The organism is Halodesulfurarchaeum formicicum (assembly GCF_001886955.1).
Classification (GTDB): Archaea; Halobacteriota; Halobacteria; order Halobacteriales; family Halobacteriaceae; genus Halodesulfurarchaeum; species Halodesulfurarchaeum formicicum.
Window position 1 is genome coordinate 1,058,786 of record NZ_CP016804.1, and the last position, 18,138, is coordinate 1,076,923.

Sequence of the window (18,138 nt, forward strand, 5' to 3'; positions counted from 1 at the left end):
GAGCGTTCCTTCGGCCGAGGGGGCCTAAGGGATACCGTTCACCGGTTCGGGTAGGTGAGTTTCCTGTAGCCACCGGTCGAGGAGTTGCGCCTGCCCTTCAGGGAGGTCGCGATCTGCAAAGCGCTCCAAGCCGGCCCGGTACCGTTCTTCGCTCCGGTCGGCGGGCCAGGTAAGCACCAGTTCCGCGAGTCCGGTCTCTCGACCTGTGAAGCCGAACCCGGCCCGATAGAGCGCGCGATACGCGATCGGATTGTTGACGGCGATCGCAATGCGTTCATACCCGCGTTCTCGCAACGTTTCGCGGAGATTCCGGACCAGTCGAGGACCGAGTCCCTCGCCACGTCGGTCCGACCGGACCGTGAGATACCGGATCCACGCCTGGTCGTCGTCCTCCCGGTCGCCGTTGAACGCCGCTGCCGCCAGGACCGATCCCGCTTCGCGAAGCACGGCTTTTCCGGTGTTGGTCATCTCGAATTTCCCGGCATAGGCGAAGGTCTGCCAGTCCAGCGTGAGCGAGGGGCCATCAGGCGGGACCCCCAGGACCGCGTACTCCATACCTCGCCGTTAGCGTGGCAGGCTTAAGGAACCCGCCCCTGGGTCGACCGTGCACGACGTCCCGATATTCGACCGGTTCGCCCCTGTCTACGACCTGTTCCTGCCGGGGACCGATGCCGCACCGCTCGCCGCGGGGTTGGAACTCGCCGAGCGACCGGTCAAGCGGGTGGTCGATCTGGGCGGCGGGACGGGGCGGGCCGGTCGGGCCGTCAGCCCGGAGACGATTATCTTCGACGCCAGTCGGCCCATGCTCGAACAGGCCCGGAAAAACGGATTCGAGACAATCCGTGGTGATGCTCGGTCCATCCCACTCCCGGCTGAGAGCATCGATGCCATGGTTTCTGTCGACGCCCTCCACCACCTGCCGTCGATCGATGGGGTCCTGGCAGAGGTACACCGGATCTTGCGGCCCGGTGGCGTCTTCGTCCTTAGAGATTTCGATCCAACGACAATCCGGGGCCGCGGATTGGCACTGGGCGAGCGACTGGTTGGGTTCGAGTCGACGTTCCTGTCCGCCTCGTCGATTTCGGCTGCTCTCGAAGCCGCGGGCTTCACGGTCCAAACGCTGGAAACCGGCTTCGTCTACACGGTCGTCGGCCGAGTGAAATCGGTCTAGAGATACGGGGCCAGACCCAGTGCCTCGACGATCGGAACGCCCCCAGCCAGTGCGCCAATCAGGTACCCCGCAATCGCGCCGCCGTTGAGCAGGGGCAGCCCAGCGTGGGGTCGCCCCTTCACGACCATCGCGAGCAGCCCGAGCAGTCCGAGCAGCGTACCAGTCATTGCCCCGAGGGCGGCCACTTCGAGCCCGAATAGGAGCGGGGTTTCGAGAAATACCGTCCCGCTGACGACCAGGATCGTCGGAATGACCACGTCCCCGAGGCCGATGAAGAAGGCGTCCCGCTCCAACGGATCAGCCGACTCTTCCGTTTCGGGGTCCGTCTCGGCTTTCATCTCCGCGACCATCTCCCGAAACGAAAACGTTCGCGTAGTCGGAAGGACGATCAGCACGGGCACCCGGAGTTCCATCACACCCGTTGCCAGAGTCAGCATGTGTTCGGTGCCGTACACGCTGATGGCGTCGTAAATCGCCAGCACTGTAAGCAAGAGGAGGACAGGCAGGATATCCAGACTGATACCGAACAGCGCGGCAGCGCCCATTCCCATGACCAGTCCCGAGGCGTCGATGACCCACCATTCCGGGTAAACTGCGAGGCCGATGATAATTGCGGCCGCTCCGATGATCGCCCCCAGATGGAACAGCCCGGGTAGGTCGACAATGGGCGGAAGCACGACCGAGAACACGTACGCCGAGATTAACCCGCTCGTGAGGACGACAAAGGCCCGCAGGAGCGCCGTCAAATCGTACTTCAGGAGCGCTAACATCCCGACCGTCGCCACGAGGAGGACTCCGACGTAGAAGGCCGCATTTGCCGGGTCACTCGGGTCTTCGACGGCCTGGAATCCGGCTGCCGCAAACGGCCCCTGGAGAAACAGCGCCCCGAGCTGCACGGCGAGAAAGAACCCAACGGCACCGAGGATCACAATCGCGATCCGGCCACGAGAATGCATGGAGTGAGTTACCCCGGTCCGGGCCTTGGCCCTTGTGTTTTGTCAGTCCGATCGCCAGTAGAGCGGTTGCTGGAGCAAGCTCGCGGGCCTGACCGAATCAGATGGTGTCACCGCCAGATATGGAGCCGCTACCGGGCCAAACACGTCGACCACGCGACCGACCGTTTCGAGCGTTTCGTCGAGGGCCATGGTCCCGATCTGCGGGGGCTCGTCGGTCGCCGATTCGAGGACCAGCAGACTGCCGGTGACCCGGGTGACGGTTCCGAGTCGCTGCATCAGTCCCTGAGTGCCTGCACGTAGGCGGCGACGGCCTGCAGGAGGTCACTCTTCCCGGCGTCGTCGGCGTTTGCCACGGCCACTCGGCCCGTCCGGTCCCGGGATTGACGGGGATAGGCGAGGTCCGGTTCGATCGTCGCGTCGTACCCGACCTGCTTGACCGCCTCGGCGATCTCCTCGGGTGTTGGGTCTGCCACGGCCATCGCCTTCGGAACGCGTCGGCCCTCGCTGCGGGAGAGCTCCGCGTCGAAGTAGGCCGGCCAGATGATGTTCTCGACCATTTGGGGGGAGCTACCCCGCCCAGCGGGTAAACGTTGACGGACAACTGGCGTCCGAGAGCGTGGTGACTAAGGCGACCGGTCCCAACCTGGAAGATATGCGTCGCCCCGTGGGTGTCTCGGTACTTGTCCTTTTGCTCGTCGGGTCCCTAGTCGTCGCCCCAGTTGGCGCAAGCACGACCGCGGCAGGAACGGACCAGGCGACTCAGCCAGCACTCACCGCCTCGGAGGACGAAATCGTCCGGACGTTCACCTTCTCGCTCACGCCCGAGGAGCCGGGTGTCGTCGACGTCCGCATGCAATTTGCGGTCCCGGACCAGGTATTCGAACTCGAAACGTCCGTGCCGGAGCGGGCGACCGTAACCGACACGAACGGATTCAGCGCGGACGGCACGGGCAATTACACCTGGGACGGCGAGACGACAAGCCCCTCCATCTCGCTGGCACTCGAGGCGAACCAAACTGGGCAGTATCACTACAAACCCAGCCGCGCGGAACCCGATACGGAGCGCGGCTTGATGTTCGTGGACACGGGTGACTGGGCGTTAGTTTCGGTCCCCGGCACGAGCGTCTGGTGGCGGTATCGGGGGACCACCAGGCCCAGTTTCGAGACCCGAACCGAGGTCGCCGGTTCTGGGATGGCCGGTGACCGGATGGTCTATCTCGGCCCGCACTCGACGACGACCCGGGATATCGGCGATCAGACCGTCTCGCTGGTGGTTCCGGACGCTGCGACCCTGGAGTCAGATCCCGAATCCATCCTCGATACGATCGAAGCCGGCGAGCGGGCACTGCCACCCAGTCCGGTCGAACGGAGCCTCCTCATCGCCGCACCGACGAGCGTCGAGTGGGGTCCCTACGGTTTGGCTCAGCAGACGGACGCCTGGGTACGGGCCGATCAGTCGATTTCGGACCCGAACAACGTCTGGGTCCACGAGTTCGTCCACCTTCGCCAGGATTTCGAAACGACGACTGACACGCGATGGATCCGGGAGGCGATGCCCGAGTACTACGCCGCCGCCCTGACACTGGATCAGGGACGGATCGACTTCGAGACGTTCGCCGAACACCTCGAACGAGGGACGAACGCTCGATACGACGAGACGGTTCTCTCCCAGCCGGATACCTGGGGATCGCTGGCCAATTACGTCAAGGGCGCACTCGTCTACGGGACGATTGATTATCGGATTCGGGCCACCTCGGATCGGACCCGGTCTGCCCGCCACCTCTTCGCAGCGATGAACGCCCACGATGGGCCGATCGATCAGGCGTATCTGGACGCCGAACTCGCTGAACTCGGTGGGAAGTCGGTAGCAGCGGAACTCGACCGGTTCATAACGACCACGCGGACACCGTCCATGTGGTCCGCACAGGACCACGAGACTGCGTTTGGGGCTTCCCCACCCGTGTTCGTGACCAACGTGAACGGCCCGATCGAGATTACCGGCCCCTACCGGAACACGTCGGTCACCGGATCGATACCCACGCTCGTTCCCGGTGAACGGATCACGATTCCGGTCACGATCACCAACGACGGTGGAACGACGGGAGCCTACGCAGTCCCGTTAACTGTGGACGGCGTTCCAGTCGCCAACGCAACTGGCACACTCGACAGTGGTGAGAACGCGAATCAGCGACTCTCGTACACTGTCGAACAGCCTGGCAGGATCCAGCTTGCGGTGGGGACACGGAGCTGGACCGCCGAAGTCGCCGAACCGGAAACCCCGGAGGTGATGGATTTGTGGGCGACACCTGCGACGATTCGACCGGGCGAGTCAGTAACGCTCACCCTCTCCATTGCGAATCCAGGTGAGCGGCCCGCGACAGGGACAGTGACGCCACGGCTCGATGGCACCGCCTTGGAGCCGATAGACCTCGACCTGGCTGTGAACGAGACGGCAGAACGGACCCAGCAGATAACCCTAGATGGTACTGGCGAGCACACGGTGACTGCTGGGGATCGATCCATTACGATCAACGTCGTCGAACCGACCGAAACACGGCACACGACCCCGACACAGACACCAGGATTCACGGCTGCAGCGGGGGTAATTGCTGCCCTCTTCGCCGGCTTGATCGCCGGCCAGCGGGACTGGTAAGGGTCGGCCAGTACCAAAACGTATATATTGTACCACAATTCTACCTTCCGGTGAACCATGTCCGGATCTCAGCGAATGGGTGGAGGACAGCCGGTCTTCATCCTCAACGAAGACGCAGAGCGAACACAGGGCAAAGACGCCCGTACGACGAACATCACAGCGGGCAAGGCTATCGCCGAATCGGTCCGGACCACCCTCGGACCGAAGGGGATGGACAAGATGCTCGTCAGCGACTCGGGTGACGTCGTCATCACGAACGACGGGGCGACGATCCTCGACGAGATGGACATCGAGCACCCGGCCGCCCAGATGCTCGTCGAGGTCGCCGAGTCCCAGGAGGAGGCTGTCGGCGATGGGACGACCAGCGCCGCAATCCTCGCCGGCCAACTGCTCTCCGAGGCCGAGGACTTCATCGAAGACGAGATTCACCCGACGACGATCGTCGAGGGCTTCTCCCAGGCTCGTGACATCGCTCTCGATGCCCTGGACGAGGAGGTACTCGACGTCGATCTCGACGACGAGTTGCTGACCAAGGTCGCCCGCTCCTCGATGACTGGGAAGGGGACTGGCGGCATCACGGCCGAAGCACTGGCCGAGAGCATCGTCCATGCCGTCCGCCAGGTCGAGTCCGAAGGAATCGTCCACGACGAGAATATTCAGATCGTGACCCAGGCCGGGGAGTCCTCCAGCGCGACCGAGGTCGTCGATGGTGTGGTCATCGACGAGGAGCCCCTTCGCGAGGACATGCCCCGGCTCGTTGAGGACGCCACCGTGGCCGTTGTCGACACCGATCTGGACACCCGCGAAGCCGAGGCCGACGTTGAGTACAACGTCCAGAGTGCCTCGCAACTCGACACGGCCATCGAGGCCGAACAGCAGGAACTCCGACAGTACGCCGACGCCCTGGCCGATGCGGGCGTCGACGTGGCCTTCGTCACGGGCGATGTCGCAGATATGACTGCCGGCTTCCTCGCGAACGCCGGTATTCTCGCCTTCGACTCGCTCAGCTCCGACGACGCCGACGCGATTACGCGGACGACAGGGGCGAGTCGACTCGCAACCGTCGAGGACATCGAGGCGGCTGATCTCGGGTCCGCCGAGAGTCTCTCCGTCGAGCGGTTCGGCGACGACGAGCTCCTCTTTGTCTCCGGCGGTGCCGAAGCCGAAGCCGTGACACTGTTCGTTCGCGCGGGAACGGCCCACGTGCTGGACGAACTCGAACGCGCCGTCAACGACGGCGTCGACGCCGTGCTGGCTGCCGCCGAATCCGGCGGCGTCGTACCCGGCGCGGGCTGCACCGAGGTTCGAATCGCCAACGCCGTTCGGTCGGCCGCAGCAAGCATCGAGGGCCGCGAACAGCTCGCCGTCGAAGCCTTCGCCGACGCGCTCGACTCGATCCCACGAACGATCGCCGAGAACACTGGCATGGACCCGATCGACGCCCTCGTCGAGGTCCGGGCCGCAAACGAGAGCGGCCGCGGCGGCATTCTGGCCGAATCCGAACGCGGGACCGTCGAGGATCCCGTCGAACACGGCGTCCTCGATCCCGTGGCAGTCAAGCGTGAAGTGTTGAGTTCGGCAACCGAGGCCGCGACGATGATCGTCCGTATCGACGACGTCATCTCTGCTGAGTAATCCCCCCGGCGGGTTTGGGGAGTAGCGTTTTTCGGTGGCCAACCCGTTTGTTTCGATATGAGCAAGCGGTCCGCCCAGCACTTGAACCATTCCCAGGGGGCCTGGGCCGTCGAATACGCCCGTCGGGTCGTCGAAGACGCTGTTCGCGAGGATCGCACGCCCGAGCGAGCGGAGGCAGTGGACCCGGTATTCGAGGTGAATCGCGGTGCGTTCGTCACACTTGAGAAAGCAGGAGATCTCCGGGGGTGTATTGGCAGACCGTCAGCCAGTCAACCGGCGATCGAGGCCATTCACGCGGCGGCAATCGGCGCCGCGACCGACGATCCGCGGTTCCCTCCCGTCGTGGAGTCGGAACTGGCCCCCCTCACGGTCGAAGTGAGCGTGCTGACGCCGCCCGAGCCCATCGAATCTCCCGACCCCTCGGCTATCGAAGTCGGCCAGGACGGCCTGATCGTGGGGCGGAACGGAAACCGTGGGCTGCTTCTGCCCCAGGTCGCCGTCGACCAGGGCTGGGACGCAAGGACCTTCCTGGCACAGACCTGCCGCAAGGCGGGATTGCCCACCGATTGCTGGCAGGACACGCCAACCGAGGTCGAACGGTTCAGTGCCCAGGTATTCCAGGAGCGTGAACCCAGAGGTGAGATCGAAGCCGTCGGAATCTCCGCGGGGGACTAGATTGCATGTCAAGGGTCAGATCGCCCGCCGTCGCCGGGCAGTTCTACGCCGGCACTGCGGCTGGCTTGCGTGAACAGATCGAGTCGGCTTTCAAACATTCGGTCGGACCGGGCGCCGTTCCAGATGTCACCGACCGCGAAGCCTCGCTCGCGGGGCTGGTTTCGCCCCACGCAGGGTACCCATATTCGGGCCCCATCGCAGCCCACGGGTTCTCCAGGCTGGCGGCGTCTGGACGCCCGGACGTGGTCGTGCTGATCGGGCCGAACCACAGTGCCGCCGGCGCACCGCTCGCTATCAGCGGCGCTTCAGCCTGGGAGACGCCGCTCGGGACGGTTCCCGTCAACGATTCGCTCCGGGACAAACTGGCCGATTTCCCCGACCTCACAATTGACGAAGCGACCCACGCAGGCGAACACTCTCTGGAAGTGCAGGTGCCGTTCCTCCAGTATCTCTACGACGACTCGGTTCCGATCCTTCCGATCGTCATGTCCCGGCAGAACGAGGAGACGATCGAGCAACTGAGAACGGCAGTCACGAACGGGCTAGGGACCGAGACGAATGCGGTCCTCCTCGCCTCGACGGATCTCACACATTACGAACCCGCTGTAGTCGCCCGCGACCGGGATGAGCCTGTCCTCGATGCTATCCGCAGCCTCGATTCGGACTCTATCGTGCAGGCTGCTCGATCCGGGCACACGATGTGTGGCTGGGGCCCGACGGCGTCGGTCCTTCAGGCGAGCGCAGACTTGGGCGCGGAAACGGGAACTGTTCTGCAGTACGCCACGAGTGGGGACACAGCAGGAGACACGGACTCAGTCGTCGGCTACGTTTCAGGGGCACTCAGATGAATTGTCCGTCCGAGACCGGGTCCTTTATGCCGAGGTGACTGCGCCCAGCGAGTATGCGCCTGACACGTCGGACAGTACTTCGCAGTGGCTCGGCAGTGGGACTGGGCGCGATCGCCGGGTGTGTGAGCCCACCAGTTCCAGAATCGGCGGATTCGCTTCCAACACCGTCTCTCGGGCCGGACGAAGCTCCTGTTGTCGTCCAGTCCTTCGAGGATTTCACCTGTGGATACTGCAAACAGTTCGCCCTGGAGATTCGGCCCCGGATCGAGCGTGAATACATCGAGCCCGGGCAGGTTCGGTTCGAGCGGTACGATTACCCATTTCTGGACGAGGAGTGGTCCTGGAAAGCAGCGAGTGCGGCCCGAGCAGTCCAGGCCGAGCACGGTTCGGCGATGTTTTTCGAGTACGCCGACCGGCTCTACAAAACCGACGTGGGCTTCTCTGTCGAGTTGTTCGGGACGCTGGCCGAGACTGTGGGGGCCGACCCGGAGGCGGTCAAAAAAGCGGCTCGGGAAGAGCAGTACCGCTCACGGGTAGAAGTTGACAAGAAACTCGGCGACGAGCGAGACGTCACCAAGACGCCAACGATATTCGTGAACGGCGAGCGGCCGGAATCTCCCCGATACCGACACCTCGCGCCTGCTATCGACCGCCTGCTCTAGGTGGATTCAAGGGCTTGCCATTCGCCGTGTCAGTATGGCCGATCACTGGGGACCAGCGTCCGACCCACCAGCGACGATCGAGGCGCTCCGCGAATCGATTCCTGCCCTCGCGGATCACACCTATCTCAACTGGGGAGCGAGCGGCCCCAGCCCACGAACTGTCGTCGAAGCCACCGAATCCGCCCTGGAGTATCACGAGTACGATGCCGTCGATGACGGTATGTACACCGTCGCCGACGAAATTTTCGACGTGACGCGAGACCGAATCGCGAACTTCGTCGGAGCCGATCCAACGGCGGTCGCACTGACCCAGAGCACGACGGCGGGAATCAACCGGATCGCCTCGGCCATCGATTTCGACCCCGGTGCGGTCGTCGTCACGACGGATCTGGAACACGCCGCCGGTCGGCTCCCCTGGACGCGGCTCGCGGAACGGGCCAATCTCGAAATTCGAGTGATCGAGACCGAAAACGGTCGGATCGACCAATCGGCGGCCGCAGACGCCCTCGAGGATGCCGAGCTGTTCTGTTTCAGCGCGATCGACTGGCTGTACGGTCGCGTCCATCCCGTTCCGGAGTTGACCGACCTGGCCCACGAACAGGACGCGGTTGCCCTGGTTGATGCCGTCCAGGTGCCCGGCCAGTACCCGATCGACGTGTCGGCCTGGGGGGCCGACATCGTCGCTGGGGCGGGTCATAAGTGGCTTCTGGGCCCCTGGGGAGCCGGGTTCCTCTATGTCTCGGCGGCTGTCGTCGACGATCTGGAGCCGACCCAGATCGGGTATCGAAGCGTGGCGTCGTCCTCGGGCGGGACATACCAGTTCCATCCCGACGCCACACGATTCGAACTCGGAACGATGAGTCCCGCCCCCTTTGCCGGTCTCCGCCGGGCGATCGAGACAATCGAGAAGATCGGCCCGGAAACGATTCACGACCGGATCCGCGAGCACCGCGAACGGTTCGTGGCGGGCATCGACCCGGCCCGGCTCCGAAGTCCCGAAGATGGCCGTTCCGGGCTGGTGACGGTTCGTGACCCGGAGCCGGAACGAACCGTCGAACGGCTGGCAGCGGATTCGATTACCCTCCGGGCCGTCCCGTTGTCAGAGTCCATTCGGATCTCGTTCCATGCCGTCAACAGCACGCGAGACGTCGATCGTGTGCTTGCGGCCCTGAACTCACGCTGACGCCCCACACCGAACCAACGACGGTTCCCATTAGTGGTATTGTGCGCCCATTACATAACCCTAAAGTAGTCCCGTCGGATACGTCCGAGTACCATGAGCGAGTCATCGGACAAACTCGAGTCGATACGCGAACAGAAACGTGCGGAGATCAAATCGGAAATGGGTGAAAACACCGACCATACGGGTGCCACTGGGGACTCTCCCGACGAGCCGATCCACATCCGTTCGCCGGATCACTTCAGTGAGGTACTCGAGTCTCACGACGTCGTGCTCACGGACTTCCACGCGGAATGGTGTGGACCGTGCAAGATGCTGGCTCCGATCGTCGAAGAACTCGCAGCCGAAACTGACGCCACGATGGCAAAAGTCGACGTCGACGAACTACAGTCACTCGCCCAGCAACATCGCGTACAGGGCGTGCCAACGATGATCCTCTTCGCCGACGGCGAGGTCGCCGAACGAATCGTCGGCGTCCGGGAGAAAAGTGACATTCGCCGGCTGCTCGAACGGGAAGGCGCGGCCTGAAAACCAGGTAGTTACGTCACGGGTGGGGGTGAAGCGGTGTCGTCCGATCCCTCTCCGTACTTCTCGCGGAACCGTCCGATGAGATAGCCGATCTGGGCGTACCAGTCGTTCAGTTTGGCCTGCATCTCGTCAGCGATTTCCTCGGGATCAGTAATCCGGTAGACGTGATAGTACCCGCCGCGGTCGTAGTTTACCTGTTCTTTCTGAACCAGTCCGAACTGCAGCAGGCGCTGGACGGACCGATAGACGGTCGATCGCTCACGGTCGACTGTATCGGCCAGTTCGTCGACGGTGAGCGGGTCATCGGCACTGGAGAGGACATGGAAACAGCGCCGATCCAGTTCGTTCAGATCGTAGAGACACTCGAGGAGGGTTTCACACTCGAGGTCCCGCTCCAGATGACGATTCAGCGCCTCAACCATTCAACTGAATGTTCTCGTCGAGGGGTGAAAAGTCTTGCTCGGTACATCCAATATTACACACAGGGTCAGTGCTCGATCGCTCCCGAGAGAACCTTCCCAGCCGTAAGGACGGGGTCCCAGGTCGGCCCGAACGGCGGCGCGTATGAAAGATCGAGTGACTCCAGTTCCTCGACGGTCATGCCCGCGTGCAGGGCAGTCGCGACGGTGTCGATACGCTTTGGAACTCCTTCCTCCCCCACCATACTCGCGCCGAGAACACGCCCCGTCGAACGATCCGCTGTAAGCGTCACGTCGATCGGGGACCCGCCGGGGTAATATCCGGCCCGGGACCGTGTGGTGATCGTCCGGGAGACCAAGTCGAACCCGGCTTCCGCCGCTCGCGTCTCGTCTAACAGCCCTGTCCGGGCTGCCTGCAGGTCGAAAGCTTTGACCGACGCCGTTCCAGCAATGTCCCCGACGGGTGTTGGATCGCCCGCTACCGTCTGGCCCACGGCTCGGCCAGCCCGATTTGCCGTCAGGGCGAGTGGAACATGTGTCGGTTCGCCCGTCACCGTGTGTGTCATCTCCGCACAATCACCGGCTGCGTAGACGTCCGCCGTCGAGGTGCGCCCGTACTCGTCGGTTGCAATGGCTCCACGCTCGCCGATTTCGATCCCGGCCGAGTCGGCCAGCGCGGTATTGGGGGCCACACCAGCACCAACCAGAACCATATCTACCGGTACTGTGCTGTCCGGTGTCTGGACCGCCGTGACAGATTCCGCCCCTTTAAATCCCTCGACGGTCGTATCGAGGTGAACCGAGACGGTTTGCTCCCGGAGGTGTTCAGCCACTCGCTTCCCCACAGTTTCACCAAACGGGGCCAGGACGTGTGGCAACATCTCGAAGAGGTGGACATCGAGGCCGTGGGCGTGGAAGGCCTCTGCCATCTCGATGCCGACGTACCCCCCACCGACGATCCCGACCCGATCGATGCTGTCGTCGGAATCGAGTCGGTTTTTGATCGCTTCTCCGTGCTCCATGTCATGCAACGTATAGACTCCGGCCAGATCGATCCCATCGATTGGGGGGACGATCGCACTGGCTCCGGTCGCGATCAGTAACTCGCCATAGGGCTGCTCGATGACGCCGTCCGGCCCATCGACGATTACGACCTGGTTCTCGGGCTCGATCGCGGTTACCTCGTGGTTGGTTCGCAGGTCGATGTTTCGCTCCTCCCGGAATTCCGTGGGGGTCACCGAGACCAACTCGTCGAGTGAATCGATCTCGCCCTTGACGTAATAGGGGAGCCCACAGGCGCCATACGAGACCCACTCGCCACGTTCGAAGACGACGATCTCCCGGTCTGGGGCCTCCCGTCTCGCCTTGCTGGCGGCACTCATTCCGGCAGCGTCCCCACCGACGACGACGAATGGATCAGTCATGAACGAGCGAAAGCCCAGCGCGAAAATAAGCATTGTGACGGGTTGGCAACTTGGCGGCAAAATTTTGGTTTTGCGCCCGATAGCCCGATGAGATGAAGACTGCCCCGTTTCGCGAATACACAGATGAGTACGAGGCCTGGTTCGAGACCTTCGAAGCGGCCTACCAGTCCGAGGTGGCTGCCCTCGAGGCGCTCTGGGAGCCCAGTGCCCGGTCCCTGGAGGTCGGGGTTGGGACTGGTCAATTTGCGGCCCCGCTAGCTGTATCGTACGGTATCGAGCCAGCTCCCGAGATGCTCGAACACGCCATCGATCGGGGGATCGCCTGTCTGCGTGGCGTTGGCGAACAGCTCCCGATTGCCAGTGATAGCATGCGGTCAGTACTCATGGTGACGACCGTGTGTTTCTTCGAGGACCTCCCCGCCGCGTTGGCGGAGGCAAAACGGGTGCTCACCGACGGTGGACAGTTGCTCCTCGGATTCATCGACCGGGAAAGCAAGGTCGGCAAGCAATATCAGGCGATCAAAGACGAGAGTCCGTTCTACCGCAACGCGACCTTTTACACCACCGACGAACTCTTATCGGCACTCCAGACCGCCGGCTTCGATCACTTCGAGACTCGACAGACGATCTTCGACCTGCCGGATCAACTGGACGGGCCTGATCCCGTTCGTGAAGGAACTGGCGAGGGCTCCTTCGTCGCGCTCAGCGCCAGAGCTTGATTAGGCCTGATTGAGGTCCCGATGGAGCGTCGATTTGAGATCCAGCACGGGAGATCCGTCGATCATGTCGACCCCACGAACCCCGATTTCGGTTCCTGATACCTCGGTCACCGTACAGGGCGTAATGACGATGGGGTTGGGGCGGGCGGGAGATCGGGAGTTGAACACCCCTCGGCCCGGAACCTTGTCGAGTTCGAGCAGCGATCGATCCGCCTCGTCGGCGAACCACACGACAACGATTTCGTCCCCGGCCTCGATTCCCTGCAGCGCCTGTTCGTACGCCGGATCGATCTCGATAGTCCCCTCGATCTCGTCTTTCAATCCCTGGCTCGGCGCCTCCCGTGAGGTTTCGATCGGCGTGTGAACGGTGCCGATCGGCTCGATATCGAACATGGCTTTATCTCGGTGGCCTGTCAAACAGTTCTTGTGGTCCGGCTGTGAGTCCGATAGCCGTGACAGACGAAAATAATCTGCTAGATCCCAAAACTTGCATTGCGATTAGCAAAGTTTTTCATTGTTCACCTGCAAGAATGGATTGCAATGGCAGAAGACACCGAATCCGACACGCCACGGCTTTCCCTGATCGGGGACCGATTCCCCGACATGACGGTCGAAACGACCCACGGGACCAAGCGACTTCCCGATGACTACGAGGACGAGTGGTTCGTCCTGTTCAGTCACCCAGGGGACTTTACCCCAGTCTGCACGACCGAGTTCGCCGCGTTCGAACAGCGCCGCGAGGAGTTCGAGGACCTCAACGCGAATCTCATCGGTCTCTCGGTCGATCGGATCCACTCTCATATCAAGTGGACCGACTGGATCGAGGAGGAGCTCGACATCGACATCGGCTTCCCGATCATCGCGGACGAGACCGGGACGGTCGGCACCGAACTGGGTATGATTCATCCCGGCGACGGGACCAGCACGGTTCGGGCCGTGTTCCTCGTCGACCCCGAGGGAGTCATCCGTCAGATCCTCTACTACCCCAAGGAAATCGGCCGCAACATCGACGAGATCATCCGCTCGCTCGAAGCACTGCAGTTCAGCGACGCCGAAGGCGTCGCTACGCCCGCCGACTGGCCCGAGAACGACCTCTTCGGTGACAAGGTCCTTCTGCCGCCGCCCGGAACTGACGAGGACGCTGCGGCCCGCCTGGAGGAAGCAGCCGAGAAGGGGTACGACGCGAAAGACTGGTGGTTCACCCTTCGCGACCGATAGGCCATAGCACCCTAACGTACCCCGCCGTTTTGGCACCCCTGACACCCTCCTGTTTTGCGGTACCCCGCTGACATTCCCGTTTCCCCGAGCCAAACCTTGAGGATCGAGGCCTGCGAGGGGGCCGTATGACCGACTCGGGACCCACACTGTTCTGGCATCGTCGCGATCTCCGCACAGTCGACAATCGTGGCCTGGACGCTGCGAGTGAACACGGACAGGTGATTCCTGTCGCTGTCGTCGATCCTGCAGTGAAAGCGTATGCGGGCTCCGCCCGCAGTGGGTTCTATTACGCATCACTCGCGTCGTTACAGCAAACCTATCGCGCGCTCGGGACTGATCTGGAAATCCGTCAGGGAGATCCACGGACTGTGCTCCCCGAATTGGCGGCGGAGACGGATGCCGAACGGCTCGTCTGGAACAGGGATTACTCCAAATTGGCGAAAACGCGCGACGAGGCCGTTCGCGGTCGCCTTCCCGAGGCGGTGTCGGCCCTCGAAATTTCGGACATGACCCTTCACGAACCCGGTTCGATCCTGACCTCGGCTGGGGATCACTACTCGGTGTTCTCCTACTACTACAAGAAGTGGATCGATCGGGCCGCCCCCGCCCCCGCTCCCCAACCGTCTCCGGACGTGTTCGTCAACCGACAGGCACCTGATATCGGCGAGATACAGGCGTCGCCCGCCGACAATCTCCCACTCCCGGCCGGTCGACAGGCTGCACGGGATCGAATGACCGCGTTCCTGGATGGCCCGATCTACGACTATGCCGACACCCGGGATCGGCCGGCCGCAGCCGGGACCTCGCGACTCTCTCAGGATCTGGCGTTCGGCTTGCTCGGGATTCGGGAACTTCGGAGCGCCGTCGACGAGGCGGACACCGCGGCACCCACCGAGACAGCGATGGATTCTGTCGAGGAGTATCGCCGTCAGCTTGCCTGGCGGGATTTCTACATCCAGGTACTCGACGCCCATCCCGAGACCGTTTCGGAGAACTTCAAGGACTTCGAGCACCCGATCGAGTGGCGGGCTGACCCGGAGGCGTTTCGAGCCTGGACCCAGGGCAAAACCGGCTATCCGATCGTCGACGCCGGCATGCGCCAGTTACAAGCCGAATCGTTCATGCATAACCGGTTGCGAATGATCGTCGCCTCGTTTCTGACCAAGGATCTGCAACTCGACTGGCGAGAAGGGTATGCCTGGTTCCGCGAGCAACTCCTGGATCACGAGACCGCAAACGACGTCGGGGGGTGGCAGTGGGCGGCCTCAACCGGGACCGACGCCCAGCCGTACTTCCGAATCTTCAATCCGATGACCCAGGGCAAGCGTCACGACCCCGATGCCGAGTACATCAAAACCTACATCCCGGAGCTCCAGGGTGTCGCTCCCGAGGCCATCCATTCGTGGCCGGACCTCGACCAGGACAGACGCGAGGAGTTGGCCCCTGACTACCCCGATCCGATCGTGGACCACGCCGAGCGCCGCGAGGAGACGATCGAGATGTTCGAACGGGCCCGGGGCGGGTAAATTGCACTGGCCAGAGTCTCCAAGCCGGTTTGCAAAGGGTCCCTGTGTGCCCCCTCACAAACGTTTATCCGGATTCCAACCATTGACTCATGTGGTGTATTCCCAATGAGCGAGCGTTCGCACCCCGAACTGCCGGAGTTGCCTTACGACTATGATGCCCTCGAACCACATATCTCCGAACAGGTACTCGAGTGGCACCACGATACCCACCATCAGGGCTATGTCAACGGCCTGGACAGCGCCGAGGAGGCCCTGGCCGAGGCCCGCGAAACTGGAGAGACCCACGGCACGCAGGCGGCCCTCCGATCGGTGAGCCACAACGGCTCGGGCCACTATCTCCACACCATGTTCTGGGACAACATGTCTCCGAACGGCGGTGGAGAGCCCGAGGGCGCACTGCGAGAGCGTATCGAGGAGGACTTCGGCTCGTATGAGGCCTGGCGACAGGAATTCGAAGAAGCAGCCGGGTATTCAGCCGGTGGCTGGGCGCTACTGGTCTATGATCCAGTCGCAAAACAGCTCCGCAACCTGGCCGTCCAGAAGCACAACGACGGTGCGCTATGGGGCGCACACCCCATCCTGGCCCTCGACGTGTGGGAGCACTCCTACTACTTCGACTACGGCCCCGCCCGCGGCGAGTTCGTCGATGCCTTCTTCGAAGTAATCGACTGGGACGACGTCGCCGAGAACTTCGAGAAGGTCAGCTCCCGGGTCGAGTAACGACCGGCAGCCTTACAAGTTCTAGCGCCGGCCCATTCTGTATGCCGGTGCCCAAAGCCGAGTTCGAGACGATTCATCCCGCGACGTTCTACGAACCTGCCGATCTACTGGAGCCAGACCAGATGTACACGGTCTACGAAATTGCTCGGCTCCTGCAGGAACTCGACCCGGATGCGGAGATCGACCAGGAGACCGAGGCGATCCTCCTGGACTGGGCGATCCCGTGGATCATGGTCCATGCGGACGATCTGGTCGTCGCCGAACCCCGTGCTGACGACGAGCCGGGTTACTACGGGCTCGCAACAGAGTGAAGTCGGAAGAACGGCCCCGACCAACCGAGCCCCGGTAGCCCCTCACACGGCCCACTCGAAACATAACGGTTAAACACAGCAGGGGAATATGGTTGAGTGCACACGCTCCGATAGTGTAGTCCGGCCAATCATATTGCCCTCTCGAGGCAATGACCAGGGTTCAAATCCCTGTCGGAGCATGCGAGACACGAACGGAGTGAGTGTCTCGATTCTGCGAGCGGTGTAACCGCGAGCATTACAGCGAAGGCCGTTGTTTTGGCCTGAGCGAAACGCGCACGAAGGATTTGAAGTAGAGAAACGCGAGCGGAGCGAGCGTTTCGCGTGGTCCAACTACGTCCCGAAACGTGGCCACTCATGACCATCGGGGGTATCAAAAAGTAGTATGATCACCCGAAAGAGCCGACCCTTACAGTTTCACTCGAAGTTGACGAGTGGTTTGATGACGTTGTCCTCTTTCCCGTCCATGAGCCAGAACGCCTCCTCGATATCCTCGAAGTCGAACTCGTGGGTCGTCATCTTGGTGGGATCGACGACGCCCTGATCGAGAAGTCGGAGCAGGCGCTTGAGGCGGAGGCGACCACCGGGACAGAGGTCGGTAACGATCGAGATCTCGGCCATGCCGACGCCCCACTCCTCACGCGGGACGTGGCGGAACTCCCCGTCGCCGTGGTAGCCGACGTTCGAGACGGTGCCTCCAGGCTTCGTGACCTTGATGGCGTCCTGGAAGGTTTGGTCGGCCCCAAGAGCCTCGATGGCCGAGTCGACGCCTTTGCCATCGGTTAATTCCATGATGGCCTCGACCGCATCCTCGTCTGCGAAGTCGACGACGTGGTCGGCCCCATACTCGCGTGCCAGTTCTTGGCGCTCCGGAACGGTTTCGACGGCGATGATCTCGCCCGCGCCCTGGAGTACAGCCCCTTTCGTAGCCATGAGGCCGACTGGACCCTGCGCGAAGACGGCGACCGTGCCACCCATCGGAATGTCGGCGTTTTCAGCCCCTCTGAATCCAGTGGACATCATGTCCGTCGTGTAAGCAGCCTCGTGATCCGTGACGCCGTCGGGAATGTGCGCGAGGTTCCCATCGGCGTCGTTGACATGCACGTACTCCGCGAACGTGCCGTCCTTGACGTTAGCGAACTTCCACCCGCCGAGTGCTTGGTTTGACTGGGATGGGTGTCCGGCTTGCGCGGCCTCCGAGTTCCAGTCGGGTGTGATCGCACCCACAACGACCCGATCCCCCGGTTCGAAATCCGTGACTTCCCCGCCGACTTCGTCGACCACGCCGACGATCTCGTGACCGAGCGTGAGGTCTTCGCGCTCGCCGATCGCACCATGAACTGTATGGGTGTCTGACGTGCAGATCAGCCCCTTGGTCGGCTTCAAAATCGCGTCCATCGGTCCCGGTTCCGGACGCTCTTTTTCGATGATGTCTGTCTCCCCGATCTCTGCCATGACAAATGCTCTCATATTACATTTCCCCATTAACATAATAT

General features: G+C 62.5%; 21 protein-coding genes and 1 tRNA gene. 14 read left to right on the plus strand and 8 right to left on the minus strand.

Translation table 11 applies throughout. The features are described from left to right. Positions 1 to 24 precede the first annotated feature (24 nt). On the minus strand, positions 25 to 555 hold the full coding sequence (locus HSR6_RS05560; protein WP_070364967.1) for a GNAT family N-acetyltransferase: 531 nt from the start codon (positions 553 to 555) through the stop codon (positions 25 to 27). A gap of 49 nt (positions 556 to 604) precedes the next feature. On the opposite strand from HSR6_RS05560, the gene HSR6_RS05565 reads away from it, so the two are divergent. Then, complete coding sequence (locus tag HSR6_RS05565) at positions 605 to 1,171, plus strand: class I SAM-dependent methyltransferase (protein ID WP_070364968.1); 567 nt, start codon at positions 605 to 607, stop codon at positions 1,169 to 1,171. Here the strand turns inward: HSR6_RS05565 and HSR6_RS05570 are convergent. The 3 genes from HSR6_RS05570 to srp19 are packed head-to-tail and all read right to left on the minus strand — an operon-like array spanning position 1,168 to position 2,684. Then, entirely contained in the window at positions 1,168 to 2,127 is a 960-nt protein-coding gene (locus tag HSR6_RS05570; RefSeq protein WP_070364969.1) for a presenilin family intramembrane aspartyl protease PSH, read from the minus strand. The genes HSR6_RS05565 and HSR6_RS05570 overlap by 4 nt on opposite strands. A 42-nt stretch (positions 2,128 to 2,169) precedes the next feature. After that, the gene (locus tag HSR6_RS05575) at positions 2,170 to 2,403 is read right to left on the minus strand and encodes an H/ACA ribonucleoprotein complex subunit GAR1 (RefSeq protein ID WP_070364970.1); all 234 of its coding nucleotides are present in this window, start codon (positions 2,401 to 2,403) and stop codon (positions 2,170 to 2,172) included. Continuing rightward, the gene (gene srp19 / locus HSR6_RS05580) at positions 2,403 to 2,684 is read right to left on the minus strand and encodes a signal recognition particle subunit SRP19 (protein WP_070364971.1); all 282 of its coding nucleotides are present in this window, start codon (positions 2,682 to 2,684) and stop codon (positions 2,403 to 2,405) included. Before srp19 ends, HSR6_RS05575 begins: the two co-directional genes overlap by 1 nt. A gap of 62 nt (positions 2,685 to 2,746) precedes the next feature. On the opposite strand from srp19, the gene HSR6_RS05585 reads away from it, so the two are divergent. The 7 genes from HSR6_RS05585 to trxA all read left to right on the plus strand — a co-directional run bounded on the left by HSR6_RS05585 (position 2,747) and on the right by trxA (position 10,308). Further along, positions 2,747 to 4,780, plus strand: coding sequence for a hypothetical protein (locus HSR6_RS05585; RefSeq protein ID WP_148661810.1), 2,034 nt, complete (start codon positions 2,747 to 2,749; stop codon positions 4,778 to 4,780). A 57-nt stretch (positions 4,781 to 4,837) separates the two neighbouring features. Then, a complete protein-coding gene (gene thsA / locus HSR6_RS05590) occupies positions 4,838 to 6,415 on the plus strand; it encodes a thermosome subunit alpha (protein WP_071933072.1) in 1,578 nt (525 codons plus the stop codon). A 57-nt stretch (positions 6,416 to 6,472) separates the two neighbouring features. Continuing rightward, entirely contained in the window at positions 6,473 to 7,090 is a 618-nt protein-coding gene (locus HSR6_RS05595; RefSeq protein ID WP_071933073.1) for a TIGR00296 family protein, read from the plus strand. Between the two features lie 5 nt (positions 7,091 to 7,095). Continuing rightward, complete coding sequence (amrB, locus tag HSR6_RS05600; protein WP_071933074.1) at positions 7,096 to 7,938, plus strand: AmmeMemoRadiSam system protein B; 843 nt, start codon at positions 7,096 to 7,098, stop codon at positions 7,936 to 7,938. Positions 7,939 to 7,991: 53 nt separating this feature from the next. Continuing rightward, positions 7,992 to 8,600 carry a DsbA family protein gene (locus tag HSR6_RS05605; RefSeq protein WP_071933075.1) on the plus strand — a complete coding sequence of 203 codons (609 nt, stop codon included), beginning with the start codon at positions 7,992 to 7,994 and terminating at the stop codon, positions 8,598 to 8,600. 34 nt (positions 8,601 to 8,634) lie between these two features. Next, positions 8,635 to 9,783 carry an aminotransferase class V-fold PLP-dependent enzyme gene (locus HSR6_RS05610; protein ID WP_070364977.1) on the plus strand — a complete coding sequence of 383 codons (1,149 nt, stop codon included), beginning with the start codon at positions 8,635 to 8,637 and terminating at the stop codon, positions 9,781 to 9,783. Between the two features lie 93 nt (positions 9,784 to 9,876). After that, positions 9,877 to 10,308, plus strand: a complete 432-nt coding sequence (trxA, locus tag HSR6_RS05615; RefSeq protein ID WP_070364978.1) for a thioredoxin — start codon at positions 9,877 to 9,879, stop codon at positions 10,306 to 10,308. 11 nt (positions 10,309 to 10,319) lie between these two features. Here the strand turns inward: trxA and HSR6_RS05620 are convergent, their stop codons facing one another. Both HSR6_RS05620 and HSR6_RS05625 read right to left on the minus strand, forming a co-directional pair. Then, complete coding sequence (locus tag HSR6_RS05620; protein WP_070364979.1) at positions 10,320 to 10,730, minus strand: helix-turn-helix domain-containing protein; 411 nt, start codon at positions 10,728 to 10,730, stop codon at positions 10,320 to 10,322. A gap of 65 nt (positions 10,731 to 10,795) precedes the next feature. After that, a complete protein-coding gene (locus HSR6_RS05625; RefSeq protein ID WP_070365931.1) occupies positions 10,796 to 12,151 on the minus strand; it encodes an FAD-dependent oxidoreductase in 1,356 nt (451 codons plus the stop codon). Positions 12,152 to 12,243: 92 nt separating this feature from the next. On the opposite strand from HSR6_RS05625, the gene HSR6_RS05630 reads away from it, so the two are divergent. Then, a complete protein-coding gene (locus HSR6_RS05630; protein ID WP_070364980.1) occupies positions 12,244 to 12,870 on the plus strand; it encodes a class I SAM-dependent methyltransferase in 627 nt (208 codons plus the stop codon). On the opposite strand, the gene HSR6_RS05635 is transcribed toward HSR6_RS05630, so the two are convergent. After that, positions 12,871 to 13,263 carry an SAM-dependent methyltransferase gene (locus HSR6_RS05635; protein ID WP_071933076.1) on the minus strand — a complete coding sequence of 131 codons (393 nt, stop codon included), beginning with the start codon at positions 13,261 to 13,263 and terminating at the stop codon, positions 12,871 to 12,873. 147 nt (positions 13,264 to 13,410) lie between these two features. Between HSR6_RS05635 and HSR6_RS05640 the strand changes: the two genes are divergently transcribed. The 5 genes from HSR6_RS05640 (at position 13,411) to HSR6_RS05660 (ending at position 16,824) form a co-directional block, all read left to right on the plus strand. Next, the gene (locus HSR6_RS05640) at positions 13,411 to 14,088 is read left to right on the plus strand and encodes a peroxiredoxin (RefSeq protein WP_070364982.1); all 678 of its coding nucleotides are present in this window, start codon (positions 13,411 to 13,413) and stop codon (positions 14,086 to 14,088) included. 125 nt (positions 14,089 to 14,213) lie between these two features. Further along, on the plus strand, positions 14,214 to 15,614 hold the full coding sequence (locus HSR6_RS05645) for a cryptochrome/photolyase family protein (RefSeq protein ID WP_071933077.1): 1,401 nt from the start codon (positions 14,214 to 14,216) through the stop codon (positions 15,612 to 15,614). Positions 15,615 to 15,719: 105 nt separating this feature from the next. Next, positions 15,720 to 16,334 carry a superoxide dismutase gene (gene sod, locus HSR6_RS05650; RefSeq protein WP_070364984.1) on the plus strand — a complete coding sequence of 205 codons (615 nt, stop codon included), beginning with the start codon at positions 15,720 to 15,722 and terminating at the stop codon, positions 16,332 to 16,334. A 41-nt stretch (positions 16,335 to 16,375) separates the two neighbouring features. After that, positions 16,376 to 16,645, plus strand: coding sequence for a DUF5827 family protein (locus HSR6_RS05655; RefSeq protein ID WP_070364985.1), 270 nt, complete (start codon positions 16,376 to 16,378; stop codon positions 16,643 to 16,645). 104 nt (positions 16,646 to 16,749) lie between these two features. Next, a tRNA-Glu gene (locus tag HSR6_RS05660) sits at positions 16,750 to 16,824 on the plus strand. Positions 16,825 to 17,059: 235 nt separating this feature from the next. Here the strand turns inward: HSR6_RS05660 and HSR6_RS05665 are convergent. After that, a complete protein-coding gene (locus HSR6_RS05665; protein WP_070364986.1) occupies positions 17,060 to 18,112 on the minus strand; it encodes an NAD(P)-dependent alcohol dehydrogenase in 1,053 nt (350 codons plus the stop codon). Positions 18,113 to 18,138: the final 26 nt, after the last annotated feature.